General features: G+C 69.0%; 23 protein-coding genes and 3 pseudogenes. 15 read left to right on the top strand and 11 right to left on the bottom strand.

Annotated features, from left to right (window positions below):
• Positions 1-330: 330 nt before the first annotated feature.
• Complete coding sequence (locus NQU55_RS37015) at positions 331-576, bottom strand: hypothetical protein (RefSeq protein ID WP_308402310.1); 246 nt, start codon at positions 574-576, stop codon at positions 331-333.
• Positions 577-823: 247 nt separating this feature from the next.
• Here NQU55_RS37015 and NQU55_RS35455 point away from each other — a divergent pair, with 247 nt between their 5' ends.
• The 3 genes from NQU55_RS35455 (at position 824) to NQU55_RS35465 (ending at position 3,941) form a co-directional block, all read left to right on the top strand.
• On the top strand, positions 824-991 hold the full coding sequence (locus NQU55_RS35455) for a hypothetical protein (RefSeq protein WP_168096396.1): 168 nt from the start codon (positions 824-826) through the stop codon (positions 989-991).
• Positions 992-1,361: 370 nt separating this feature from the next.
• Positions 1,362-2,267, top strand: coding sequence for an NADP-dependent oxidoreductase (locus NQU55_RS35460; RefSeq protein ID WP_256791811.1), 906 nt, complete (start codon positions 1,362-1,364; stop codon positions 2,265-2,267).
• A 798-nt stretch (positions 2,268-3,065) separates the two neighbouring features.
• Entirely contained in the window at positions 3,066-3,941 is an 876-nt protein-coding gene (locus tag NQU55_RS35465) for a nuclease (protein ID WP_168096626.1), read from the top strand.
• 169 nt (positions 3,942-4,110) lie between these two features.
• Here the strand turns inward: NQU55_RS35465 and NQU55_RS35470 are convergent, their stop codons facing one another.
• The 3 genes and pseudogenes from NQU55_RS35470 to NQU55_RS35480 form a co-directional block, all read right to left on the bottom strand.
• The gene (locus tag NQU55_RS35470; RefSeq protein ID WP_168096625.1) at positions 4,111-4,545 is read right to left on the bottom strand and encodes a DUF2267 domain-containing protein; all 435 of its coding nucleotides are present in this window, start codon (positions 4,543-4,545) and stop codon (positions 4,111-4,113) included.
• 64 nt (positions 4,546-4,609) lie between these two features.
• A pseudogene (locus tag NQU55_RS35475) lies at positions 4,610-5,004 on the bottom strand (DUF2267 domain-containing protein).
• A gap of 100 nt (positions 5,005-5,104) precedes the next feature.
• Positions 5,105-5,536 carry an Hsp20/alpha crystallin family protein gene (locus tag NQU55_RS35480; protein ID WP_256791812.1) on the bottom strand — a complete coding sequence of 144 codons (432 nt, stop codon included), beginning with the start codon at positions 5,534-5,536 and terminating at the stop codon, positions 5,105-5,107.
• A gap of 129 nt (positions 5,537-5,665) precedes the next feature.
• Between NQU55_RS35480 and NQU55_RS35485 the strand changes: the two genes are divergently transcribed.
• On the top strand, positions 5,666-6,298 hold the full coding sequence (locus NQU55_RS35485; RefSeq protein WP_168094926.1) for a type III effector protein: 633 nt from the start codon (positions 5,666-5,668) through the stop codon (positions 6,296-6,298).
• A 696-nt stretch (positions 6,299-6,994) separates the two neighbouring features.
• Here the strand turns inward: NQU55_RS35485 and NQU55_RS35490 are convergent.
• Positions 6,995-7,339, bottom strand: a complete 345-nt coding sequence (locus tag NQU55_RS35490) for a hypothetical protein (protein WP_256791814.1) — start codon at positions 7,337-7,339, stop codon at positions 6,995-6,997.
• Positions 7,340-7,855: 516 nt separating this feature from the next.
• Here NQU55_RS35490 and NQU55_RS35495 point away from each other — a divergent pair.
• Together NQU55_RS35495 and NQU55_RS35500 are read left to right on the top strand one after the other, a co-directional pair.
• Positions 7,856-8,479 carry a cysteine hydrolase family protein gene (locus NQU55_RS35495; RefSeq protein WP_256791815.1) on the top strand — a complete coding sequence of 208 codons (624 nt, stop codon included), beginning with the start codon at positions 7,856-7,858 and terminating at the stop codon, positions 8,477-8,479.
• 834 nt (positions 8,480-9,313) lie between these two features.
• Positions 9,314-10,329: pseudogene (locus NQU55_RS35500) on the top strand (Tn3 family transposase); the annotation flags it as partial.
• Between the two features lie 44 nt (positions 10,330-10,373).
• Here the strand turns inward: NQU55_RS35500 and NQU55_RS35505 are convergent.
• Positions 10,374-11,774, bottom strand: a complete 1,401-nt coding sequence (locus tag NQU55_RS35505; protein ID WP_256791816.1) for an MFS transporter — start codon at positions 11,772-11,774, stop codon at positions 10,374-10,376.
• Between the two features lie 1,315 nt (positions 11,775-13,089).
• On the opposite strand from NQU55_RS35505, the gene NQU55_RS35515 reads away from it, so the two are divergent.
• Positions 13,090-13,368 (top strand): hypothetical protein, encoded by a 279-nt coding sequence (locus NQU55_RS35515; RefSeq protein ID WP_256791823.1) that lies wholly within the window; start codon positions 13,090-13,092, stop codon positions 13,366-13,368.
• A 78-nt stretch (positions 13,369-13,446) separates the two neighbouring features.
• Here NQU55_RS35515 and NQU55_RS35520 read toward each other — a convergent pair whose 3' ends face one another.
• The 4 genes from NQU55_RS35520 to NQU55_RS35535 form a co-directional block, all read right to left on the bottom strand.
• Positions 13,447-15,102: a site-specific integrase gene (locus NQU55_RS35520; RefSeq protein ID WP_256791817.1), complete on the bottom strand. Its 1,656-nt coding sequence runs from the start codon at positions 15,100-15,102 to the stop codon at positions 13,447-13,449.
• A 4-nt stretch (positions 15,103-15,106) separates the two neighbouring features.
• The gene (locus tag NQU55_RS35525) at positions 15,107-15,436 is read right to left on the bottom strand and encodes a helix-turn-helix domain-containing protein (RefSeq protein WP_168096763.1); all 330 of its coding nucleotides are present in this window, start codon (positions 15,434-15,436) and stop codon (positions 15,107-15,109) included.
• Complete coding sequence (locus NQU55_RS35530; RefSeq protein WP_256791818.1) at positions 15,433-16,554, bottom strand: tyrosine-type recombinase/integrase; 1,122 nt, start codon at positions 16,552-16,554, stop codon at positions 15,433-15,435. The genes NQU55_RS35525 and NQU55_RS35530 overlap by 4 nt, the downstream gene beginning before the upstream one ends.
• Positions 16,555-16,968: 414 nt before the next feature.
• On the bottom strand, positions 16,969-17,118 hold the full coding sequence (locus NQU55_RS35535) for a hypothetical protein (RefSeq protein ID WP_256791819.1): 150 nt from the start codon (positions 17,116-17,118) through the stop codon (positions 16,969-16,971).
• Between the two features lie 543 nt (positions 17,119-17,661).
• Here NQU55_RS35535 and NQU55_RS35540 point away from each other — a divergent pair.
• The 4 genes and pseudogenes from NQU55_RS35540 to NQU55_RS35550 all read left to right on the top strand — a co-directional run bounded on the left by NQU55_RS35540 (position 17,662) and on the right by NQU55_RS35550 (position 20,709).
• Positions 17,662-18,633, top strand: a complete 972-nt coding sequence (locus tag NQU55_RS35540; protein ID WP_256791820.1) for a GNAT family N-acetyltransferase — start codon at positions 17,662-17,664, stop codon at positions 18,631-18,633.
• Between the two features lie 432 nt (positions 18,634-19,065).
• Positions 19,066-19,355: pseudogene (locus tag NQU55_RS36700) on the top strand (NF041680 family putative transposase); the annotation flags it as partial.
• Between the two features lie 265 nt (positions 19,356-19,620).
• The gene (locus tag NQU55_RS35545; RefSeq protein ID WP_256791821.1) at positions 19,621-20,244 is read left to right on the top strand and encodes a hypothetical protein; all 624 of its coding nucleotides are present in this window, start codon (positions 19,621-19,623) and stop codon (positions 20,242-20,244) included.
• 258 nt (positions 20,245-20,502) lie between these two features.
• Complete coding sequence (locus NQU55_RS35550) at positions 20,503-20,709, top strand: hypothetical protein (RefSeq protein ID WP_168096434.1); 207 nt, start codon at positions 20,503-20,505, stop codon at positions 20,707-20,709.
• 53 nt (positions 20,710-20,762) lie between these two features.
• Here the strand turns inward: NQU55_RS35550 and NQU55_RS35555 are convergent, their stop codons facing one another.
• Positions 20,763-21,491 carry a hypothetical protein gene (locus NQU55_RS35555; protein WP_168096435.1) on the bottom strand — a complete coding sequence of 243 codons (729 nt, stop codon included), beginning with the start codon at positions 21,489-21,491 and terminating at the stop codon, positions 20,763-20,765.
• A gap of 398 nt (positions 21,492-21,889) precedes the next feature.
• On the opposite strand from NQU55_RS35555, the gene NQU55_RS35560 reads away from it, so the two are divergent.
• The 4 genes from NQU55_RS35560 to NQU55_RS35575 all read left to right on the top strand — a co-directional run bounded on the left by NQU55_RS35560 (position 21,890) and on the right by NQU55_RS35575 (position 25,048).
• Positions 21,890-22,780, top strand: a complete 891-nt coding sequence (locus tag NQU55_RS35560; RefSeq protein ID WP_168096436.1) for an SDR family NAD(P)-dependent oxidoreductase — start codon at positions 21,890-21,892, stop codon at positions 22,778-22,780.
• A gap of 68 nt (positions 22,781-22,848) precedes the next feature.
• Positions 22,849-23,430: a TetR/AcrR family transcriptional regulator gene (locus NQU55_RS35565; RefSeq protein ID WP_168096437.1), complete on the top strand. Its 582-nt coding sequence runs from the start codon at positions 22,849-22,851 to the stop codon at positions 23,428-23,430.
• A gap of 407 nt (positions 23,431-23,837) precedes the next feature.
• Positions 23,838-24,401 (top strand): DinB family protein, encoded by a 564-nt coding sequence (locus NQU55_RS35570; RefSeq protein WP_256791822.1) that lies wholly within the window; start codon positions 23,838-23,840, stop codon positions 24,399-24,401.
• Between the two features lie 137 nt (positions 24,402-24,538).
• A complete protein-coding gene (locus tag NQU55_RS35575; protein ID WP_168097077.1) occupies positions 24,539-25,048 on the top strand; it encodes a hypothetical protein in 510 nt (169 codons plus the stop codon).
• Positions 25,049-25,190 lie beyond the last annotated feature (142 nt).

Raw genomic sequence — 25,190 nt, forward strand, 5'->3', positions numbered from 1 at the left:
CTCGAAGTCGGCCGCGGACGTCGGCCACCTGGCCTCGGCGGCCGGGCTAGTGCCCGTCCCGAACCGGGCACTGAGTAAAGCTGGTATTCATCCGGAAAGGGTAACGGCCCCGGTCTACCACCTGAGAGAGTGGCTGAACCGGGGCCGTTTGCCATGCAAAGCCGCGGCCGCGGTCATAGGTCCATGACCGGGTCGTCAGCAGAAAACGAGCGGGACACCCTCGTCCACGCAGTACTTCATGAGGCCGATCAGCTGGCGGAGATCCTCGATGCGTCGTTGAAGAATGGGGTCGCCGGCGGTGTGCGGCCGCCCATCGATGATTTCTTCCAGTCAGGGCAGCATGGCCGCGCACTGAGCGGCTGAGAGGTCGCCGTCGTCGTCCGGGTGGTCAAGCAGCGATGTCAGCGTGGTCGTGACACTGCTCCACGGACGGTTTCCGCCGAAGCCAACCATCTCGCGGGGGAGGAGCCCCTCCGTTTGCGCCAGCCACTCCCTGAATAGGTTGAACCCGTAGTACGACCACGAGATATCTGGGCTGGCTGCTTCTTCGTCTGCAGGGCAGAGCATGAGCCCCATCCTGACCTCCTTGCTGCTCGGAGATCATGATCAGTTGTGGGGAGGTATGTTGGCAAGTGAAAAGATCTACCGAATGGCTGGTGTGGTCACGGCGTCGGAGCAGCCCTGAATAGCCCTGGAGATCCAAGAACGCGGTTACCGCGGAAGCCGCATCGTTGTCCGTCGGCACCTCGCCGCCCTGCGGGAAGGCACCGCCGAACCGATCCGGGCCGACATTCCCAGCCCCCGCAAGATCACCTCATGGATCATGCGGCCCTGTGATGCCCTCACCGAGAGTCAGGAGGAGAGGCTGCTTCAGGTCCGCCTCGCCTGCCCGGACATCGCCCGAGCCTGCGACCTCGCCCGCACCTTCGCCGACCTCGTCCGTCACCAGCGCGGACACTTACTGCTGGAGTGGATCCGCCAGGCCGAGTAGAACGCCCCGAAGCCCATGAGCGGCTTCGTCGGTTTCCTCCGCCGCGACCTCGACGCCGTTACCGCCGGCCTCACCCTGCCCTGGAGCTCGGGTGTGGTCGAAGGCCACGTCAATCGGGTGAAACGCTCAAGAGAGCAAGTTATGGCTGGGCCTCCTCCGGGCCCGGATCCTCACCCGACTATGACCTTCACGCAATCGCGGTCAGAGCCTTGAGCAAAGGGCGCTCTTGAGGCATCGCTCGGTTGCCGTGGGCAACAACGAAGGTAGCCGCCTACTGATCCGGCAGGTGAGCCTGCGCCACGTCGGGAATTCCTTGATCACCACCAGTGTTGGGCCCTGCTGTCAGCCCCCAACGCGTGAAGGGCCTTTCGTGCGCGCCATACAGATCGATCGCTTCGGTACCTATGACGTCCTCGGCGTCATCGACGCTCCCGAGCCCGAGCCCGGTCCGGGAGAGGTGCTGATCCGGACCGTTGCGACCAGCATCAATCCCGTCGACGACAAGACACGGGAGGGAGCCATCGGTGAAGGAACGCCGCCACTGCCGATGACGCTCGGCTGGGACCTGGCCGGCATCGTCGTCGACGGCGGCAGCACCGGGCTGCGCGCCGGTGAACGCGTCATCGCCATGTCGCACCAACTCGGCTCCGGCCGAGGGACCTGGGCCGATCTGGTCGTACTCCCCGCACAGGCAGTCGCCGCCGCTCCGCGGTCCGTCAGTCTGGCCGAGGCCGCCACGTTGCCGCTTCCCGGGCTGACGGCCTTGCAGACGCTGGACTGGCTGGCGGTCAAAGCCGGCGAACGGCTGTTGATCACCGGTGCCGCGGGGGCCGTTGGCGGGTTGGCGTTGCAGATCGCCCGTGCCCGCGGCGCCAAGGTCGATGCGCTGGTCTCCCGGGATGTGCAGGTCGCCTTCGCCCGCGACCACGGCGCCGATCTCGTCACCACCGACCGTAACGCTCTGCAAGACCGTCACTATGACGCGGTCTTCGACACCTTCGGGGCATTCGTGACCGAGGCAGTGGCCGACGGCGGCCGGTATACGTCGATCGCCACCCAAGCCGGTCCGGTCCCCGACCTGTCCTCCCGCGGTGTGCGTACTACCGTCAACCAGGTGCGCGAGGACGGTGCGGGGCTGAGCGAGCTGACCAAGCTCGTCGACGACGGCTCCCTGCAGCTGCGCGTGCACTCCACCTTTGGCCTCCAAGAGATGCACGCCGCACATGCTCGCTTTCTCCAAGGCGGCCTGGCAGGAAAGATCGCTGTGGTCTTCTGACGCAGGCTCCCGCTCCCCGGCACATGCACTGGACCGGAGATCCGTAGGACGTAGCGGTTCCGGACAGCTGGCCTCAGCCTGCCCCGGGTAAGGAAACAAGGCGAGCAGGTCTGCGTAATCCCTGATCACGACGTGGGGATGTCAACGAGCGCCATCACTGGCGGTGGCTGGGCAACGGCCATGGCAGCTGCGGCCGGTGGTCGATGTCGCGAAGTGCCGTGTGTGGGGGCTTCACCGAACGCGAGGGGCTGTGTCCACCAGGGTGCAGAGTGTGAGCCTTTTCCATCCTTTCTCTGAGCTGATCAGATGAAGAGTCGGGGCGGCCTGGACGAGTTCGGTGAGCGGGCGGTCGAGCACCGTACTTTGCGGAGGAGTCGCCAGGACCTGTGAAGGCGGCGATGGCCTGCTCGACGAGGGCCCGGATCCCTGCGTGGGACCGGTTCCCGCCTTCTGGCCCGGGGAAAGGGACTCCCACCGTCCCCAGCGAGGCGGCGGCCCAGCTCGGTGACGTACGGGGCGTACAGAAGGCCCCGCACGCCGTCGTCGGCGCCATCGTGCTCAACCACAGCGGCGACCGGCCGCTCTGGCGAGCTCTACAGCCTGGACCGCCTGCCGGCCGCGGAGTGCTGCGGGCGGCGAGAACCCCTTGAGCGCCCGGGTGGCGGTTCAACGTCTCCCTTCGCAGACGTTGAACCGCCAACAGGACCCCCGGGTGCCGCGGACGCATAGTGAGGAGTGGCCGTGCGGCGTCGGTCCGCGCATTTCTGGCCGCTACCAGGCGTCCGTGAGGAGGCCCTCATGCCGTACACCCGCATCCAAGGCGAATTCCGGATCGTAAAGACGAACCCCGACGGGGACACGGTCCGGTTCTACCCCGACGACCCGGCGGTGTGGGACACGATCCCCGGCCCGGTTCCCATTCAGATCCGCGGCCCCGGCGGAGCCAATCTGCGCCTGGAGGGCATCGACGCCCTGGAGACGCACTACGATCCCCCCTCCGTCGGTGGGGGCGTGCTGCACCAACCCAAGGCGCAGGCCGAAGGGGCGGCCGCCGAACTGCTGCGCCTCCTCGGGTTCGACCCCGTACAGCGCACTCCGAGCGGGGAGGTCAAGCCCCCCACCAACCCCGCCGCCGTCCGCGGATACGTCCTGACCCGCGGCGGTGACCGGCTCGGCCGCTGCATCGCCTTCACCGGGCCCGGAGCAGGACCCGACGCCGATGCCGACGGCAACGTCTTCTTCACGCCGGCCATGCTGCACGAGACTGTCAACCACAAGCTGCTCGCCAAGGGCCACGTCTACCCGACCTTCTACCGGTCTCTCTTCCCCGACCTGCGCAACGACATGACCGCGACCGCGCGCAAGGCTCAGGCCGACGGCGAGGGTCTGTGGCCGCTCGACAAGACTCAGGAGCCGACGGTGGTCGTGGGCCCTCCGGAGGTCAGCAAGGACGTCATCCTGCCCAAGTTCTACCGGCGGCTCGGCGAGTACGTGCTGCTGAACGACGGAGACCCCGACCTCGGCGGTTTCGTGGTGTTCCTGCGTCGCAAGGCCGACACGTTCACCATCCTTTCCACCGGGCACACCAGCACCGGCCTCGACCTCATTATCGAGGTCAACGACAGCAAGGTCCGCTGGACCCACGACATCAAGGACATCGTCTTCGACGACTGAGCCCGCGGACCGACTGAGCCCGCGGACCGAGTGAACCCGCAGACCGAGTGAACCCGCAGACCGGGCGAGCCTGTGTCCCAGCGGGAAGGAGACAGCCGGAATGTTCCGGCTGGAGATGGACAAGCGGCTCGCCTCGGTCATGCTGTGGCGCCGGAAAGGTGCGGCCCGCCTACGCGGCTTGGGTGAGTTCGGCGCGGCCGAACAGGAGCGCGTAGCCGGAGGGGAGCTGGCGCAGGATGCGAGTGATGAGGTCGGGGCCGGCGTAGGCGGCGACGGCGGTGAAGACGGATCCGGTGTCCCAGCGGGTGGTGCCCAGGGAGGCACCGGTGCGGGCGGCGAGGTCTTTGATGAAGGCCCAGCCGCCCAGCGGCTGGGTGTCGGGGATCTGGGCGGTGAGGATACGTGCGGCTTCGACGGGGAGGCGGGCGGCCAGTTCGACGCGTTCGTCGCCGGTCAGCTGGCGTCCCAGTCCCGAAAGGACGAGGCGGACGGCTTCTTCGGCCTTCTCGCGGGTGGGGTAGGCGCCTTCGTAGCGGACCTTTTCCAGCATGTGCTCGTAGGCCCTGCCGTAGGGCTGCTGGAGCGGTGCGCTCTGGTCGGGCATCACTGTGGTGGTTGCCTTTCTGTCACCAGGGTCGTGGTGGCCGGTGTACGGCCACCGGGGGTGGTCAGGTGGGCTGGGGGCGGCCGAAGAGGAGGTCGTAGCCGGCGGGAGCTGGAACAGGATCTCTTCGAGGAGTTCGACTCCGGCGGCGTCGGCGGCCGTGGACAGGACGGCGCTGACGTCCCAGGCCGCGGTCTGTTCGGTGGCCCCTTCGATCCAGGCCGCGGTTGCGCGCACGAACCGCTGCGGAGACAGCGGCTCGGCGCTTTGCAGCGGATTGAGCAGGATCAGGGCGAAGGCTTCCGGCAGGCGTGCCGCGAGCTGGGCGCGTACCTGGCCGACCAAGTGGGCGCCCAGCAGGGCGAGCACCACGCGGGCCGCGCGCTCGGCCTCCTGCAGGGTGCGGTACTCGCCGCGTTCCTTCACCTGCTCGAGGAACGCTTCGCGTCGCAGAGTCATGGCGACCGCCATCCTTCCTCGGTTCCCCGGGGCGCGGAGGACGGGTGAGGAGGAGATCAGGTACCCGTCCTCCGCGCTGTTCAGCCCTTGTCCGTCCGGCTCAGCCGGAGATCTCCTTGCGGCCGGATCCGCTGCCGATGGAGATCTTGCGGGGCTTGGCGCGCTCGGCGATCGGGATGCGCAGGGTGAGCACGCCCGCGTCGTAGTCGGCCTTGATGTGCTCGGTGTCGAGGGTGTCGGCGAGCACGATCTGGCGGGAGAAGACACCCAGCGGCCGTTCCGACAGCTCCATCTGCACGTCGTCGGCCTTCGCCACCGGCCGGCGCTCGGCCTTGACGGTCAGCATGTTCCGCTCGACGTCGATGTCGATCGCGTCCGCGCTGACACCGGGGAGATCGAAGGCCACCACGTACTCGTCGCCCTCGCGGTAGGCGTCCATCGCCATCGCGGACGGCTTCGACCAGGTGCCCGTGCCCATCAGCTGCTGGGCCAGCCGGTCGAGCTCACGGAAGGGGTCAGTGCGCATCAACATGGAAAAACACCTCCAGAGGTTCGGGCAGTCGCTGCCAATGCGCCTCACTGAAACCGTTGTAACATGTCATCCAGTGGATGACAAACATGGTGGTCGTCCAAACGATGACATCCCTGGTAGGAGGTGCCCATGACCCCGGCCGACCAGCCGCGATCGTCCAGCGCCGACGCAACGAGCCCGGCGTCGTTCCTCGCCGCCGCGGCCGCCCTGCGCGCCATAGACGAAGCCCTGCACGCCGCCCGGAACGAAACCCCCGACACCGCCGACGCGCGCGACGCCGGCCCGGAGCAGGCCCTGGCCTCCCTGTTGCTGCTGCGGCAGGTCCGCGAGCAGCTCGCCGGATGGGAAACCGGCCTGATCGAAACGGCCCGCGACGCGGGCGCCAGCTGGGCCGACCTCGCCCACCCCCTCGGCGTCGCCAGCCGACAGGCCGCCGAACGCCGCTACCTGCGCGGCCGCCCCGGCCCCGCCGGCACCACCGGCGAGCAACGCGTGACGGCCACCCGCGAACGCCGCGCCGCCGAACGCACCACCGCCACCTGGGCCCGCCACAACGCCGCCGACCTACGCCGCCTCGCAGGCCAGATCACCGCACTCACCGACCTCCCCGCAGCGGCACGCCAACCGATCAGCCGGCTCCACGCCGCCCTCGCCGAGGACGACCCCGCCGCCCTTGTCAACCCCCTGACTGCCACCCGCCCCCACCTGACCACCGCCCACCCTGACCTCGCCGCACAACTCGACACCCTCACTCCCTCCTGACCTCACCCGTTGCACCAGAGGCGTGCGCAACCCATCCCCCTGCCAGCCCTCTGGCCAGCGGCCCACCCAAACCAGCCCAGAGCGTCACGCACCATCTGCACGTTCACGCGCTCCGGAGCGGCGCACGCCCAGCAGGATTCGCGTCCACCGGTCCGTCGTGCGCCTTGGCGGAACACTGTCTGCGGGCGACGCGCGAGACCTCAGTGGCTGCTTTCCGCTTTCGAGGGGCGTGTCAAAGACACCGTGACTCGCTTGAGTGATCGCGGGACCTGAGGCCAGGGGCCTCGGGTCTTGGGCACGGGTTCCCCGGCGACCAGGGAGCCCGCCCCATGGTGCGGCCCCCTGGCCCTCCCTGGACGCGGGGTCGCAATGGTTTGGCGTTTTGGCGATTAGGGTGAAGGCCCCGACACTCAGGAGAGTAGGGGGTCGTCGCTGTGACGACGATGAGAGGGACGCTGGTCAGGCCGCGGCCGGCGAGGACGGCGGGGACGACCGGCGCCGTCTTCCGGGCCGGTCTGCGGGTGAGACGGCGGGGCATCAGCGTGATGGACGCTCAGGTAATGCGCCCAGGTAATGAGCGTCTCGCTGAGAGGGCGCCGGCGAGGGAATCGGGCCAGGGCTCGCTGAGCCGGCCCCGCAACCGACAGGTGGAGCCGGGCCACGGGCCACGGGCCACGGGCCATGTGCGGACGCGGGTCATCCCCTCCGGTCGTGGTGCTGTCGGCCGGGTCCGAGCCGGCGTCGCCGTCGTTCAGCGGGGACGTCAGCGGCCACGGCTGCCTGGCTACCGCACTGGCTGTGCGCGAGATGCTCGAGCAGCGCTGCGGTTGCTTCCGGGATGGAGGCGAGGAGCCGTGCGGAGTGCGGGTCCAGGGTGGAGAGCGCTTCCACGAGGGTGTCGATCGCGTCCACGGCGTCCTCCACAGCAACGGTGCTCCAGCCCGTGGGGTGCACATCCTCGGCGAGACGGCAGGCCGCCTTCGCCGTGGCATCGGCGTGCTCCTCGACAGCCGGCGCGGCACCACCAGCGGAGAGATCCATCACCTGCTCGCCGACGGCCGGTTCGGGGGTGGGGCGGAGGCGATGAGGGTACGGAGTCCTCGGCCGAGGGCGCGACGCGGCTGCGCTGTGGTCACGGCAAGAGTCGGCCGCACGGGCCATGAGGAGCAGGTCCGAGAGCCTCCGTGAGCGGACAGCGACACCTCCTGCCTCGCGGAAGCCCCCGCCCCGCCGGCGGACACCCGATGGCGGACTCACCGGTTGCGAATCCGGCAAGCCGAAGGTACGGGCTCATAAGGCTCTGTGAAGGTCCGGCCGTTCAGTGCCTGGCACTCAGTGCGGATGCCCTTGACGGAGGGTTCCGTGTGCCTGCCTGCCTGCCTGCCTGACTGCCTGCCTGACTGACCGCGACGACTCCTCGGCTCCCTCGCACTCTCCGATGCCCCGTCGCTGATCGTCTGAGATTCCGGCATAGGGTGCTCCGTGCAAGATCATCTGCCTCGCCCGGTTGCGCTGATCCGTCCCACAGTGCTGCCTGGGCCGGAAAGGGAAAAGATCATGAAACGAGCCCTCATTGTCATCGACGTTCAGAACGAGTACGTCACGGGGAACCTGCCGATCGCCTACCCGCCGCTGGATGAGAGCCTGGCCAACATCGCCGCCGCCATGGACGCCGCCTCTGCGTCCGGTATCCCGGTGATCGCAGTCCAGCAGGCCGCCCCTGATACCTCGCCGATCTTCGCCCGTGGCAGCCACGGCTTCGCCCTCCACGAGACCGTCACCTCCCGCACCTACGATCACCTGGTCGAGAAGGCGCTGCCGTCCTCCTTCGCAGGTACCGACCTGGGAGAATGGCTCACCGCCCGCGGCATAGAAACCCTCACCATCGCCGGGTACATGACCCAGAACTGCGACGAGTCCACCGCCCGCGACGCCGCTCATCGCGGCTACACGGTCGAGTTCCTCTCTGACGCCACCGGCACCCTGGCCATGTCCAACCGCGCCGGCACGGTGACGGCCGAAGAACTCCACCGTGCCGTCCTGGTCGTCATGCAGTCCCGGTTCGCCGCGGTCGCCACCACAGCCGAATGGATCAACGCAGTCCGCCGTGGCGCCTCGCTGGAGGAGAAGCCGAACATCTTTGCCAGCACCGAAGCCGGGCGCCGGGCATCCCGCACCTGACGCCTGGCACACGGACCAAGATCTACCGGCAGGGACTGTTCGGCTGCGGCCCACCCGTTACCGGCCCCACCCCGATCGGCGCAGCCAACGAACTGTCCGCCGACGGGGACAGGGCTGTCCGCGAGGCAGGAGGTGTCGCTGTCCGCTCACAGCCTCCAGCGCGAACGAGCCGGTGCACGGCGCATCTTCGGCACACGTGCAGCGCGGTGACCGGGCGACGATGCGATCCGCGACGTCGGACACGTTATGGGCCGGTGAGGATGTTGTGCCCGCCGATGCGCCGCCAGACGATGTGCTGCGCGCCCTGTACCGCTCCGTCCCGCACGACCAGGTGGCACGCCGGCCCCGGACCAGGTGAGCTCGTAGACGCCCGGCGTGCGACGGACGCGCTTGATGCGGAGGCTGGCGCGGAAGCGGCCGGTGCGAAGGTCGGGGACGCTGGCGCGGGGTGACGACGCTGCGGAAGGTGCGGCGCTGTTCGGGGGTGAGGTGGTCCAGGTCGGTGGTGAAGCGGGGCAGGGCCTCGTACGTGGGCACGGCGAACTCCTCCAGGAAGCACGAAGCCCCCGGTCGGCGGCCGGGGGCGGGGGTTGCTGTCCGTGTTGAAGGGCGTCGGTGACGCGGTGCGCTCAGCAGGCATGGATTGTCGGGGGAATCGTGCACGGGAGTGTGCTTGATGACGGTGGAGTCGGTGGCAGTGCGATTCCGGGGCTGGTGGGCTCATGTGGCCGAGGTGCAGCATTCGCACGGCCGGGGTCAGGTCTCGTAGCAGGCACGTATTTGGTCCGCCCACTGCTGGGGCCGGGCAGCCTCGCAGTCGGCGCAGCAGCGCCGGCCCAGATGTGGGGCGGCGGGCTGCCCGCCTCCGTCGACGGCCTGCGCTTCGTCGTCCCCGTCCGGAGCATCAACACCGGGCCTTCGCCCAAGTACTGCGGTTACAAACGCGGCGTGACCTGGCTCAACGCGGTCAACGACCAGGTCGCCGGGATCGGCGCGATGATCTACGCGGCACCCCGCGCGACAGCCTCTACACCCTGGACACCCTGCTGAACCTGGACGGCGGGGTGAAGCCGGAGATGGTGGCCACGGACAACGCCTCCTACTCCGACATGGCGTTCGGCCTGTACAAGATGCTCGGCTTCCGCTTCGCCCCGCGCTTTCGTGACCTGGCGGATCAGCGGTTCTGGCGGGCCGATCTGCCCGACGACGGCGGGGAGCCGACTGCCGGGTGCGGGCCGCTGAACGGGGTGGCCTGCAACAAGGTCAACCTGAAGAAGATCGTCACGCACTGGCCGAACATGCTGCGCGTCGCCGGATCGCTTATCGCCAACCGGGTGCGCGCGTACGACCTGCTGCGGATGTTCGGCCGCGAGGGGCACCCGACCTTGCTGGGGGCGGCGTTCGCCGAGTATGGGCGGATCGACAAGACCATGCACCTGCTCGCCCTGCTTGCCCCGGTCGATGACGCTTACCGGCGCCTGATGAACCGGCAGCTCACCGTGCAGGAGTCCCGCCACCGGCTCGCCCGCGCGATCTGCCACGGCGGCCGGGGCCAGATCCGCCAGGCGTACCGCGGGGGCCAGGAGGACCAGCTCGCCACCCTGGGCCTGGTCCTCAACGCGGCCGTGCTGTGGAACACTTGCTACCTGGACGCGGCCGTCGCCGCCCTCCTCGCGGAGGGTCACGACATCGAGGACGAGGACGCCGCCCGCCTCTCCCCGCTCAAGGACCGGCACATCAACTTCCTGGGCCGCTACCTGTTCAACATCACCGCCAGCGGACCGGGCCGGGGCCTGCGCCCCTTCCGGGATCCTGATGCCGCCGAGGACAGGGAGGTCGAGGAAGACTGAATGCCCAGGCCCCGACCGACTGCTGGCCGGAGCCTGGGAGTGGCTCAGTCGGCCTTACTGTTCGCGTGCTTGGGCAGGCAGAACATCAGCGCCCACATCAGAGCGAGAAGGCTGGCGACCCACCACAGCACGGTGAGGAACGCATCACGGTTGAGCCCGGCATCCGGTGCGCCGTCGGTGGTCGCGAAGAACACCAGGGCGGTCAGCGCGGTGCCCAGCGCGATGCCCAGGTGCATGGCGGTGTTGAACAGGCCCGACGCGGCCCCGGCGCTTTCGTGCGGGACCTTGGCGAGGGACATGTCGGCGAGCGGGCCGCTGACCATGCCGAGGCCGAACCCGATCAGTACCACCGGGGCGGTCATCCCCAGCAAGGTCGGGCCCGCCTGGCCTGCGGCGATCTGGAAGCCGTAGCCCGCCATCGCGGCGATCGTGATGAGGACTCCGGTCTGCGGAAGGCGGCGGGCGAAGCTCCCGGCGCTCTTCGCGGCGATCGTCGCTCCGGCCAGCTCTCCGATGGAGAGCAGGACGAAGGCCAGGGCTGCGTGGAAGGGGCTCATGCCCAGGCTGCGCTGGAGGTAGAGGGTCCAGGTCATGAAGAACAGCCCACACAGCAGGCCGTGCATCAGCTGCGCGGCCGTGCCGCCGGAGAACTGCCGCCCCTGGAAGAGAGACAGAAGCACGAGAGGTGCGTCGTCCTGCTTGCGCTGCTGGTGGCGCAGGAAGACAACCAGTGTGAGGAGGCCTGCGGCGAGCAGGGCGAAGCACCACAGTGGCCAGTGGTGGAGGTGTCCCTCGCTGAGCGGGAAGATGATCAGGAGAATGGTCAGTGCGGACAGCGCCATGCCGGTGAGGTCGGGCCGGTTGGCCGTCTTCTCGGTCGACTCAGGGATGAACCTGTGTCCCAGCAGGATCACGGAGAGGCCGACGGGTAGGTTGATCAGGAAGATCGGCCGCCAGGACAACCCGAACAGGTCGGCCTCGGTCAGCAGGCCGCCCATCACCGGGCCCAGGACGTTGGCGATCGAGAGGACCGCCCCGTAGAGGCCGAAGGCTTTGCTGCGGTTCTGGCCCTCGAAGGTGACGTGGAGGGTGGCCAGGACCTGCGGGATCATCAGCGCCACGCCCACACCCTGGAGCACGCGGGCTCCGATCAGCATGCCCGGCCCGGCGGCGAGGCCGCACAGCAAGGAGGCCGTGGTGAACACGACGGTGCCGAGGAGGAGAAGCCTGCGTCGGCCGTAGAGGTCGCCGAGGCGCCCGCCGGTGATCAGTCCGATGGCGACGGGCAGCGAGTAGCCGGTGGTCAGCCACTGCAACGCGGCCGGTCCAGCGCCGGTCGACTCCTGGATCGCGGGCAGTGCGGTCAGCACGACAGACTGATCGAGGATGTCCATGAGCTCGGCGGTCAGCAGCACCAGGAGGGCGATCCGGGAGGCCAGGGCCATTTTCGGATGGTGGGGTGCTGGGCGGTTCGAGGGCTGGGTGGTGTGCTCTGGCTCGTTGTCGAGCGCGGGGGAAGACACGACGGGAAAGCTCCTGATCCAAAGGAATCGGGGAGCCCTGCCGACAGCCGTACCGAGGCCGGAAAGCACCAAAGCCCGGGGCAGATGGCAGAGCTGCACCCGGAAAAGACAGAAAATGGCGGGGGAGGGTGACGCAACTCAGACCAGCGCGACGTCCGCCCCCGGACGCGTGCGACACACCAGCACGCGGGGAACACGGACGACTACACGGTCTGGGCTATAGGAAGTCACCTCAAGATCAACACGGATGGAACGGGAAGTCCGGTCGCTGCCGCCGAAAGCACCGGCGCAGGAACTTGTCCACGGTACGACAACCCCGGGGCCCCTCGCACATCAGATACCGGGTTCAGAAACGGTCCTTTGCCCGAGCAAGATCAAACGTGGCGGCCCGGGGGGCGCGAAGCGCCGTTCCGGTTCGCAGAGCTCTCGCTCTCACTCAAAGGTGGGTCCGGGGTACTTCTGAGAATGGTTTGTCACAGCATCCGGGGCATAACGGCGACTCAAGAAGCCTCCCCGAGCGACGCGGACGACGTCGAGCATCACCCCTGCCCGCGCGCCGGGCCCGAACCCGGCTCGCCCTGTCGTTCACGCTCCGGCGCGGTCGCCGGCAGCTACCACACCGGCCGCTTCACCAAGGTGCCCAGGCTCGCCAAGCTCCTACGCGTACCCACCCCCGCCGACCGCGGGCCCGGCCGGCCATGGCGCCCCGGCACCCCGGTCCCGCTCGCCCTAGCGCCCGACTCCCCGACCGTGCCGACAACCGCATCGGGTACGCCCGGTGCTCGACGCTCACCCAGGAACTCCAGTCGCAGCTCGACGCCCTCGCGGGGCACGGCATCCCGCGCGACAAGGTGTTCTCCGAGAAGATCAGCACCCGCGTCCGGGTTCGGCCCCCAGTTCGAGGCCGCGCTCGCGCTGGCTCGCCAGATCAAGGCCCACGCCCCGCACTGCCGGGTCATCTTCACCGTGTACGAGATGAAGCGCCTGGGCCGCGACGCCGCGGAACTCACCGCGCTCGCCGACCACCTCACCGCCCACGGCCTGGTCCTGGAGATGCTCGCCGGACCCCCACCCGGGATGTACGACCCCAGCGGGCCCGGCCGCCTGCTGTTCGCGTTCTTCGCGGCGATGGGCGGAGACCGAGCGGGAGAACATCCGGGAGTCGACTCTCGAAGGACTCGACGCGGCGGCCCGCAAGGGCGAGCACGGCGGCCGGCCACCCGTCATCACCGAGGACATGCTGCACACCGTGCTCCGCCGCCGTGCGAACGGCGAGTCGGTCGAGCAGATCCAGCCCGACCTGCCCACCGGCAAGCGCAGGGGGCAGGCCCCCAGTGTCGCGAGCATCTACCGGGCGCTCGCCGAGCACGAGAAGCAGGAGGCGTACCCCGAAGCCGTCGCCCAGGCGCACGCGGACTCCGCCGATCTCCAGGACCATGACGACATCCACTGCCCCCGCCGAGTTCGCATCCGGCGGCCGGACGACCCGCTCACCCCGACGCCCGCCGGTCCATGATCAATCTCGGCGGCACTTTCTGTACCGCAATTACTCACCCCCGGAGAGGTCCGTGGGTTCACGGAAACTGAAGGTTCTTCACCGCGAACCCACGGGTGGATTTCCTGATTCTGGTGGCTGAGCCCGTGGGTTCGTGGTCAACCCGCTGGGGCTAGTCTCGGCGGCCTGTTCCAGCAGGGCCCGTGCAGAGTCCGCGTAGCGCATCGCGGTCTTCTCGTCGAGCCCGAAGACCTCCGCGAGGTGGAGCGGGTCAGGGCCGTGGACCATGGCCTCTTCGAGCTGCCGGTCGACGCGGAGCCGTTCCAGGGTGGCGTCCTGTCCCCGCAGCGGAGCGCTGATCCAGTGGTTGCTGGCTCGGTCGGTCGTGTTGGCGGTCTTTTTGTTGATCAGCAGGTGGAGATTCGCCGTGTTCGGCCACCGGCGGCGTCGGTAGCCCAGCCAGTCCGCCAGGAGCTTCAGGGTGAGGTCGTCGAGTGGGCGGGCGCGTCCGGCGATGGTCAGCCGGCGGTTGCCGAGGTCGACGTCGTCGAGCATGAGGGTAGCTATCTGGGCGACCCGGGCGGCGTGGACCGCCGCGAGCGCGAGGACGAGCCGTGCCGCCGGAGTGGTGACAGCCGCGACGGAGCGCTCGACCTGCTCGGGGAGGAGTGGTTGCAGCACGCCGTACTCGTTCTGCCCGACCCTGATGCGGCTGGTGGGGTTGCGAAAGATCAGCCCCTGCCGTTTGGCCCAGGTAAACAGCGAGCGCAGGGCGACGAGCTGGTCACGCCGGTGGTGACCGTGCAGTGTCTTGACGTAGGTGAGGACATCGTCGCGGGTCACTTCCCGCAGGTGGTCATAGCGGTTCGACCACTCCAACAGGGCCGGGCGGGCCTGGTTGAGGGAGAGCCAGACCGTTCCTTCCCGTCGTGGGAGGCTGCGGGGGCCGCCGTCGCGCAGGACACGGGTCCAGCGCTCGGTTTCCGAGCGGATGCCGGGCGCGAGCCCTTCCAGGCGGCCGACGAGCCAGCGCTCGAAGGACGGTTCGCTGTCGTCCTCGAAGATCCCCATCTCCTCCAGGACCGTGACGATGTGGCCGACGGGGAGGTCCAGGGCCCGCAGTGGGGAGAAGATCTCCGTGTGCCGGATGACGTCGCCGTCGACGTGGCCGGTGAGGACGACGGCCAGGCCCCGGTTGACGGCGAAGCGTATGTTGCGTCCCCAGCCGCGTGCCTCGGCGAATCGGTGGGCGAGGTACTTCGCCCAGGCCAGCCACGGGCTGGCCAGGTCGGCGTCGGCGGGGTCGAGTCGGCCGAAGTTCCGGGGTATCTGCTCGAACAGTGGCGGCTGCCGCCAGCCGGGGTCTGGGCGCAAGGCCGGCGCGGGAGGTGGTTTGCGCGGGGCTTCACGCCGTCCTCCCTTCCGCCGGGCCGTGGTCGTCGGTCTCCTGCGGTAGTGCATCTGGACGAAGAACAGCTGGTGGTGCCGGACGGCGGCGAGCCGCTCCCGCACGTCCGCCTCATCTGAGGGGTGGCCGTCGGCTGTCTTCGCACTGAGTCGGGCCTGGCACCAGCACAAGCGGCAGTAGTTCCACTTCAGCGGCTGGACGCGACGGCAGCCGGTGCATTCCGCCGCGTCGTGCCCGCGGCCGAACATGTAGCAGGTGTGGCAGAGCCGGCCGCGGAAGTCGCCCCAGGCCAGGCAGCCAGGGCAGGAACTGGTGGGCTTGACGTAGCCCTTCGGGAAGCGTGCCACCGGATCACTCCGGGGGCAGCGACCGGCCGTCCCGGCGCTTGGGGATCACCTTCGGCGCGACGGTCCCCGAGCCGACAGCCGCCCGGGCCGTCTCCTCCTGGCCGGGGCGGTGCACCTTCTCCGGCTCGGGGATCAGGAGGTCGCCGATCTCGCAGCCGAGGACGACGCAGATAACGTCCAGGTCCTCCAGTTTGAGGGAGACCGGCTGGCCGGACCACAGCCCGGACATCTTCCCGGCCGAGATCACCAGGCCGTGCTCGGCCAGGCTCCGCTGGAGCTCGGAGGCTTTCCAGATCCCCTTGTTCGCGGCGGTCAGCCGCAGATTCCACATCACCGCAGAAGTCCTTCCAGCCGCTTCGCGGCCCGCTGCTGCCCGGCCACCCAGGCGTCCTCGACCCGGGTCTGCTGGACGTGGACGTATCGCATGGTCGTGGCGATCCAGGAATGTCCGAGGACTTCCTGGATCGCGATCAGGTCGAGTCCGCCGAGGTAGAGCTCGGACGCGCAGAAGTGCCGCAGAACGTGCGGGGTGAGCTTGTCGCCCCAGCCCGGCAGATGCGCCATGGCCGCGGCCTTGAGACCGCCGCGCAGGGCATCGTCGCCGACCCGGCCCGAGGAGCCGTCGGCGCATCTGCGTTCGGAGGGGAACAGCGGGGCGCCAGGGCGGGCGTGGTCGTCGTCGAACTGGCCCCAGACGTCCTCGATAAACCAGCGGAGCGTGCGGTCAGCGCCGTTGATCAGGGGGACCATCCGCTCGCGCGGGCCCGAGCCCCGGGCGCCCTTGCCGTGGCGGACGTGGAGCTTGCCGAAGCGGCCCAGGTCCCACTTGATGTCCGCCAGATCGAGCTTGCACGCCTCGCTGACCCGCAGCCCGACCTGGGACATCAGTTTGGAGGCGGTGTAGTTCCGGGCGGTCGGGGCGAACTTCCGGCAGGTTGCCAGCTCGCCGCCCCACCCGGTGAACAGCGTCTTGACCTCCGGCCCGGACGGCGGAATCCGCAGTGCCGCGTCCTTCGACCCGCGCGGCCGGTTCATCTCGTCGATCGGGCACTCGATCACCCGACCGGTCATCCGGTGGATCTCAACCTTGTGCCGCAGCTCCAGGAACAGGAAGTACGTGGTCAGCGCCTGAGAGCGCCCCAGCCGGGTGCCGCTCGGCGATGCCCGCAGCACCTTCCCGAAGTACGCGTCGGCGTCGGGCGGCTCCATCTCCCACAGCGGTCGGCCGAACCAGGACCGCATCTGCTCCAGGTGCCCGACGTCCCCGCGGATCGTGCCGTCCGCCAGCCCGGCCGAGGCCCGCGCCAGCACGAACCCCGCCAGCACGTCGGTCTCGAACTGCTCCAGCTCCTCCGCCGTCGCCGGCGGCCGGACATCGCGCAGGTCCCGTACGACAGCCAGCGCCAACCCGAGCCCCCTCACCTTCAGCCCGGTCGTGAACTGATCGGACACGGTGAGAACGCTTCAGGAATCCCGAAGTTACGTCAGCCTGCGAACCACTGCCGGAGAGAGGACGAACCCCCTGGCCACGAGGCCAAGGACTCCGCGCGGCTCAAAGCAACCCACGGGATGTCGCACAGGTCGAGGGCGTTTTCGATGTCGGTGGTGACAGCGCGAAACGGTCGGCAGGTGCCGTCGCGGGCGGGGAGGGGGCCGCAGTCGACGAGCGTGGCCCGTCCGGCGAGTGCCCCACCGCTGTGCAAGCCCATGGGGCAGCCATCATCGGATGGGTAAGCCCGAACATCTCGGTGCATCTCGTACGTAACATGGATAAACATTAGCGGGCCTAACGAATTGAACCCTAGTAACGCGGTGGGGCGGGGGCCGCTGGCCCCGCCCACGGGTCGGCCAGGGTTACCGGTTCTGTCAACGCATCTGCTGCTGCACCTGCTGGGCCTGCTGTTTCATCTCAGGCGTGATCGGAGAACCCACCGGAGCCTTGAAGATGGCCTCAAGCAGCTGTCCCAGAACTCCCCCCTGGAGTTTGCCGATGGTCAATGCTTCGTCGTTGCTCATCACTCACCTTCGTTGCGGTTGCGGACTTGTGTCCGCATAGAGGTGTGTCCCGTCTCAGCCGCTACCGGTTCGCACCACATAGAGACCACCCGTAAGCGGGACCGCGTACCCGCAGGGAGAACGGTTCGCCGACCGTCAAGGGGGCACCGGCATCGTCCTAGGCCTGGGTCACCGTCCCGCGCCAGCAGCAGCTGTCGAAGCCCGCGCGGACGGCTGCGCCGCTTTTCATCGCCGCCCTGGAAGATCCCAAAGCCTTCACCCTTGTCCGGCGCAGCTCCCGATCCCCGACGTCATCGCCCAGCTTTACCAGACCGCCCGAAGGGCCCCTTGAGGCCCTTCGCAGGCGCACAGACCCCGCAGGACTCCATACGCAGGCCGACGTTCGCGGAGGTCGACATCACCGCCGACGCCAGGCGCATGGCTCTTGCGGAAAGGCAAGGCAGACCGGCTTGGTCCTCGATCCTCGGGGTGTCGCCGGACCGTTCATCTCGCCTGCGGCGCACCTCCGTGGTGCGATGGAACGTAGGTAGGAAGGAGAAAGCGATGGTCCCACCAGCAGCGGAGCGCAAGAGTGGGGCGGCCTCGGTAGCAGTGCGCCTGCTGGATGAGGCGGACCTGGATCGGGCCGATGAGATCTGCAGGGCCGCCTTCGGGACCTTCCTGGGGGCCCCTGATCCGTTCGGGACCATCGACTACGTCCGCACCCGCTGGGCAGCCGATCCACGGGCGGCGTTCGCGGCGACGGTCGAGGGCGAAGTGGTGGGATCGAACTTCGCCGCCAACTGGGGCAGCATCGGGTTTTTCGGACCGCTGACCGTACGTCCGGATCTGTGGGACCAGGGCATCGGCAGGCGTCTGATGGAGCCGGTCATCGACTGCTTCGACGCCTGGGGGAACCGCCACCTCGGCCTGTTCACCTTCGCGCACAGCCCCAAGCATCTTGAGCTCTACCGCCGGTACGGCTTCTGGCCCCGCTTCCTCACAGCCGTCATGAAGAAGCAGGTCACACCCGGTGCCGCAGTCCCCGGCCGGGCGCTCTACAGCGAACTGCCCGCCGCCGAGCGGCCCGACGCACTGAGCCTGTGCCGCGTAATGACCGATGCCGTGTACGAGGGCCTGAGCCTGGAACGCGAGATCGTGGCCGCGCACGCGCATGGACTCGGTGACACCGTCCTCCTCCATGGCGCTGACTCCGGGCTCGACGGCCTGGCCGTCTGCCACTGCGGCGCCGGGTCGGAAGCCGGCGAGGACGTGTGCTTCGTCAAATTCGGCGCCGTACGTCCCGGTCCGCAGGCCGCCGACCGGTTCGAGCGACTGCTCGACGCATGCGAGCGGCTGGCCGCCGAGCGCGGGCTGGGGCAACTGGACGCCGGCATGAACCTGGGCCGCCCGGATGCCTACCAGCGGATGATCAACCGCGGTTTCCGCACCTGGTTGCAGGGCGTGACCATGCACAGGCCCAACGAACCCGGATACAGCCACCCCGATGCATATGTGATCGACGACTGGCGCTGACCACCGCCGCGTCGGTACGACACCTACCACCGAGGCGTCACCGCCCTCGACTACGGCCAGGCGGTTGCCCGTCCTCGTCACCACCCTGGAGCGCTGAAGGAGCACAGCGCGGGCGCGGCGGTGTAGCGGCGCCTGGGCCGGTCGGTCGAGCAGACGCTGACGGCCGCGCTCGACAACCCCGACGGCGATGCCCTCCACCGCCGCCAGGCCGCTCAGGCCGACGAGGAGGACAAGCGAAGGCAGGCAGCCGAGCGAGAGGCTCGCCGCCCGGTGTGCTCGCGGTGCGGTGACAGGCTCACCGACGACCGATGGGAGCAGGTGACCTCCCGATCGGCCGCCTGGCGGCCCGGCCGGCGATCTCCCCCTCTGCGGCACATGCCACGCCGCCGGTGTTGACCGGGACCAGGCCGCACCCGCTGCGGACACGCGTGGGTCTCACCGCCCCAGGACGGGCGACCGCCGAGGCACGGTAAGGAGTTCCACTTCGCACGGCCGGAGACCTGGGGCGAGCCGGACACGGCCACGGTGCAGGCCACCGACCGGTGCGGTACCGCCCGTGCGATGGCCTGGTACCGCTCCACCCCCGCCTGACCACCCGGTCCGCCTGGATCGACCACACCCGGGGAATTGCCCATCATCGAGGGCACCCTGATCCGTCTGGAGGTCGACCGCCTGCCCGGCGGCAACGCCCTTCTTCCCTGTGGCTGTGGTCGTCCGCCACGGTGACCTCGGCGACGTCGTCGGCTGGACCGAGACGGACGGCGTCCAGGGGCTAGCGCCTCGGTGGCCCTCTCGAACCGACTCAGACCATAAAGAACAAGTCGGCGCCTGTTTATGAACCTCGTACCATCAGGCCAAGAGCCGTCAGACCGAAATGGGAACTTTGTTCAAGTGTTCGGGGAAAGGTCACCGCGACCGTTCCTCGAACGGAAACCGCTGCGGCTGGTGTGGCCCAGGTGAAAGAAGCGGCTGCAGTACTCTGCCCACGTGGACGGTACGGATGAGGTGAGGAGTCTTCCCGACTGGCGGGTGCTTGTCGTCGGCGGCGCGTCGGGGATGGGGAAGACCGGTGTCGGGCGGGCATTGGCACGACGGTACGACGTCCCCGTCGTGGAGGTCGACGACATAGTGGAGGCCCTCCTTGCGGTGACACTGCCCGAGCACCTGCCGGAGGTCCACTTCTGGCGCACTCACCCGGAGGCCGCCCGCCAGACGCCCGAGTCGGTGGTCGAGCGGCAGATCGCGATCGCCGAGGCGCTGGCGCCGGCGATCGAGGCGGTGGTGGCCAACCATGTGGACACCGACACCCCGGTAATCCTGGAAGGGGACTACGTCCTGCCCGGACCGGCGACGCCCGAAGGTCCGGTCCGTGCCGTCTTCCTCCATGAGGACGACGAGGGGCAGGTGACGGCCAACTACCTGCGCCGGGAGCCGGAGGCCGGACCACAGCGCCATCGCGCACGCGTCAGTGTGCTGTACGGCCGGTGGCTCGCCGCACAGGCGCGGGCGGCCGACGTGCCGGTCGTCGCTCCACGTCCGTGGGAGGACCTGGCCAGCCGTGTCGCCGAGACGGTGGAGGGTGTCTCTACTAAAACCGTGGCGTCAACCTGAACCACCGCTACCTAGAGCCTTCCGAGGAGCCCGGCGGCTTGATCGATCTGAAGGTGACGGTCAGCACCTTCACCCTTGGTCCACCTGTTTGTCAGGCTACTGCCTACGCTCCAGGGGTTCAGAAACAGGCACTGGAGACCACCCCAGCACCGTTCTCCCGCATCAAAATCTGCACGGGCGCCTTGCTGTTCTGCGGCACCGACATGGCCCTGATCCGCAGCGACCGCCCCGAATCCGTTCGCCCAGGAGGCGGCGGAGATGCTGGAGAAGCAGCGGGAGGTGGCCGGCCGCGCCCTGGACGAGTACGACGCTGAGGAGCACCTGCGGATCGTCGAAGTCCAGTGCGCGGAGTGGCGGCGCATTGAACTGGTGATGCAGGTGGCAGGCGCGGACCGCTACCGCCCGGAAGACGATCCCGACCTGAGCGCGGACGACTTGAAGAATCCTCTCGCCCGCGGGGACTGACCGGGGCCCGATGCCCGGCGCCGGCCCCGTCGGTCCCGTCGGTCCCGTCTCTGTCAGCGGCGCCCTTCGGTGAGTTTGCTGGCGACGTTCTTGATGGAGAGGACGGCCCACTCCACACCGGCGTTGAACTGTGCGCTCTCGCCTGGCCGGGCTTCGGCTGCGGCCCGGATGCGGTCGGCGAGGACGCGTAGATCGTGCTGCAGACTCCGTTCCTGCGCGGCCACGAAGGCTTGCCGCATCTCCGGGCTGATGCCGGCCGGCGACCGGCTCTCCTCCACGGCTTCCCCACGTAGCGCGCGGTCGCTGCGGCCGTGGCGCTCCGGCAGGCCCCTCCACGGGCTACGCATCGCAACCACCGCAGCCGCTGGCGCGGGCGATGCCGTCGAGCTGTTCCTCGACCGCCCGCTGCTCCAGGTGCTGGCGCTGGAGAAACCCGCGTATCTCCTCGAGCCGGGCCGGGCCGGGTCGTCGGCGGCGTCGGGATCGACCATGGCGGATAGCCGGCTGCCGTCCTCGGCGGTCACCTCCACCCTGTGGTGCTCCATGCGGCCGGTCGTCAGGATGGTCAGGGCCGTGGCGAACTCCTGGTGCAGGTCCGGACGCAGTTCCTCGCCGGCGTCGACGATGCCTTCGCCGCTGCCCGCCAGCAGCTCCGCCGCTTCGCGTACGGCGTCGGTCAGGATGCCGAACTGCTCTTCCGGCAGCCGGGCCCGCAGTGTCTCGAGGTAGAGGGTCAGGTTGGCGTGCGGTTCGAGCTCCGGCTCGCTGTGGTCCTCGTTCATCGCCACCGCTTGGCCCCGCCCCCAAAGCCTGTCCAGATCTTTGCCGTCACAACGCCCGGCGCCACTCCGAGGCCCGTCCAGAAGGGCCTCGAGCCCTCGGACACGGCCGTCACCACCATCGGGCAGCCGCCGCGGGGGCTGCCTTTGCCGACGGTCACGTAATTCCCCAGGTGCCCGCTGGGGACGTCGGCCGGGGGATGCCTACGCCGCTCCACGGGACGACCGCCGCTGCGGCAGCGCCGGCACCCGCTCCTTGAGGGCTTCGGGGTCTGGTGCTTGTGAGGGCTTCGTCGGGGCGGCACAGCCCCGCCTGCCACCACAAGCGGATGAGCCATCCGCTTGTGGTATCGTCGCCATTAAGCGGATGATCTATCCGGATCGCTGGGCTGGAGGAGCGCATGGGAAAGACAGCTGTGGTCACGGCCGGGACCGCCGGCATCGGCCTGGAGACGGCTCTGGGGCTGGCTGCCGCCGGATTCTCGGTCACTGTGGTCGGGCGCAGTGCCGACCGAGGCGCCAGGGCGGTCGACCGGATCGACGCGGTGAACCCGGCGCGTCCTGCCCGGTTCCTGCCCGCCGACCTCGGCTCGCTCGACGGCGTGCGCGCGCTCGCCGGCCGGATAGCCGGCGACCATGCCGCATCCGGCGAACCGCTGACCGTGCTGGTGAACAACGTCGGGGCGATGTTCGCGGATCGACAGGAGCTGGACGGCGTGGAGGCGTCGTTCGTCGTCAACCACCTTTCGCCGTACCTGCTGACGGAACTGCTGCTGCCGACGCTCACGGCCGGTGCGCCGAGCAGGATCGTGAACGTGACCTCGGGTGCGGTCGGTGTCGCCAAGCGGGTGTTCGACGCCGTCGAGCCGCCCGGCGGCTACTACGGATTCCACTGGTACGGCCGCGCCAAGCTCGCGAACCTCGCCTACACGCTCGACCTGGCGTCGCGGCTCGACGGCACGGGCGTCTCGGTCTTCGCCGCCGACCCCGGAGGCGCCGCGACCGACATGACCAACGGCACCCTGACCGACCCGAAGATCGTCTCACCGGCCCTGCGGCTGCTGTGGCCGCTGGTGCGCCGCAAGTTCGAACGCTCCGCCGCGGGCCCGGCATCCGAGGCCGCAAAGCCCTCCATCATCGCCGCCACCGACGAGTCCCTGGCGGGCCGGACCGGCATCGTCATCGGCGCCACGGCACGCCCGGCGGCGCCCTTCCGCACGGCCACCGACCCCCGCGTCGCCGATGCCGTGCGCCGACTCAGCCGGCAGCACGCGCCCCTCGCGGCGCCCTGACCCGCCAGGCCCGGCCCCGGCACGGGCGGCGGGGCCATCCGGATGAGCTATCCAATTAGCATGTCCTCATGACGACGACACCACTGCGCAAGGACGCGGCCCGCAACTGGGACCGGATCGTGGCCGTCGCCCGCGAGCTGATCGACCAGGGCACGCCGCTGCAGCTCAACGACGTCGCCCGCCGCACCGGACTCGGAGTCGGCACCGTCTACCGCCACTTCGCCACGCCCGAGGCGCTCCTGGAGACCGTCGCCACCCCCCGCCTGGAGGCCCTGACCGCCCACGGCAGGCAGGCGTTGGCCGACACCGACGCCTGGCGGGCGCTGGAGAGCTTCCTGACCCGCACCGTCGAGGCGCAGGTCACCGACGCCTCCCTGGCTCCGGTCGCCGCCGCTTCCGTCGACGCCCTCCCGCGCACCACGGAACTCAAGGAGGACCTGTGGTCGACAGGCACCACACTCCTCGACCGGGCCCGCGCGGCCGGGGCGGTCCGTCCCGACCTGGCCGCAGCCGATCTGGTCCCGCTCATGTGCGGCATCGCCTACGCCGTAGACGTACACGGCAGCCCTCCCGCAGACCGGATCAACACCGCACACCGCTACCTGGCCGCATTGCTCGGCGGCCTGCGAGCCACACCAACGACAGCGTGAGATCCCCCTGCCACTGTCCGGCGCCATCCTTACGCCCAGCGGCACCGCTGGGCACCTCCGGCACACGTCGACGACCGCCTTCCCCCTGGGGAATCGTGACCGCAGGGGTGGGGAACTCCGGCACCCGTCGAAGCTCTCGCAGGAGCGGACAGCCGGCCTCCCGCGAGGCCCACCGCGACTGATCCGATCGGCACTGACGGTCAGCAGTGCCACCGAGAAGTCACCGGGCCCTCAAGTCAGCCCAATTCTCGCACCACCATGACGACTTCATCAGCGCAACCGGCAACATCGAGACCGGTGTCCTGTTGCCCGGAAATCCCAGGTCGCGCTGTTGTACGGCATAGCCGGAGTCTTCCTGCGTCCACCAGGCCGGCACGCTCTGTTCGACGGGTCTGTAGTGTGCGGCAATGACAAGAAGCGAGCGGCTCGCGGAGCAGTTGGACTGGTACTGGCGCAAGAACCTGCGGCCACGGCTGGACGGTCTTACCGACGAGGAGTACTTCTGGGAGCCGGTGCGCGGCTGCTGGAACATCCGCCCACGTGGCACGTCGGCCGCACCGATGTCGGCGGGTTCAGGGGAGTGGACGATGGACTTCGCGTCCCCTGCCCCGGCGCCGGCGCCGGTGACCACGATTGCCTGGCGGCTGGCGCACATCATCGTCTCGTGCCTGGCCTATCGGGTCGAGTGGTACTTCGGCGGCCAGGACTTCGACGCCGAGGCGTTCGCCTACGCGGGGACCGCTGACGAGGCGCTAAAACAGCTCGATGAGATGTACGGGAGATGGAACGCGGGGGTCCGCGAACTCTCGGACGCCGACCTAGACAATCCGCCCGCGACGGGTCCCGAGCCGTTTCCCATGGAGAACAGGGTCCTGCACGTCAACAGGGAGCTGATCCATCACGGCGCCGAAATTTCTCTGCTGCGCGACCTCTACCGCTGGCAGGACGGAGCCGCACCGCACCGCATATGAGCCGGGTGCGGTGCCAAGCAGCAGTCGACCAGCCGCCCCCGCCACCCGGCCCCTGTCCGGTGAGTCCACGTGATCGCCAGATGTTTCTGAACAAGACTGCCGATAGCCCGCGAGGGCGTACCACGCATACTGGGGTGATGCTCACGTCCTCCCCCGCCCGCTTCCGGGACCCCGGATATTGGAAGCACCACTTCGCCGTCTCCGACTGGATACTCGTGCGCTGTCCCAAGTGCGAGCGGCAGGCGGAGGTACTCACGGCCGTCCGCGATACTCGGAACAATGCATCGAGTCGGGACGTGCCGCGGCGGCTCGTGTGCCGTTACTGTGGACTGTCGCGGCAACGGAAGAAGGACGATCCGATCGCATTCTGCTGGAGCGGCGCCCAGGACATGCTCGATCCCTACTTCCACGAGCCGCTCTGGCTCCAGAAGAACACGCGGCACGGTCGCCTGTGGGCGTACAACCCCGAACACCTCGATCTGTTGCGACAGTACGTGCAGGCGACGCTGCGCGAACACGACCCCTGGTATGAGCCCTGGCGCAAGATGGGGCTCTTCGGCCGCCTACCCGCGTGGATCAAGCAGGCGAAGAACCGCGACGCGGTCCTGCGCGGGCTGGACCGCATGCGGGCCTCGCTCGCAAGGTGAGCCAAGGCGACACCACCGCCCCGCCCAACGTTCTGCGGCAGGTGCGGCTTCAACCGGACCCACTCCGGATAGATCACCCCGCCCCACAAGAATCGCAACGACATGGACACTGCCCAGTCACCAGAACCGTCGGACACTGCCT

The sequence above is a fragment of the Streptomyces telluris genome (assembly GCF_024519335.1).
GTDB lineage: Bacteria > Actinomycetota > Actinomycetes > Streptomycetales > Streptomycetaceae > Streptomyces > Streptomyces telluris.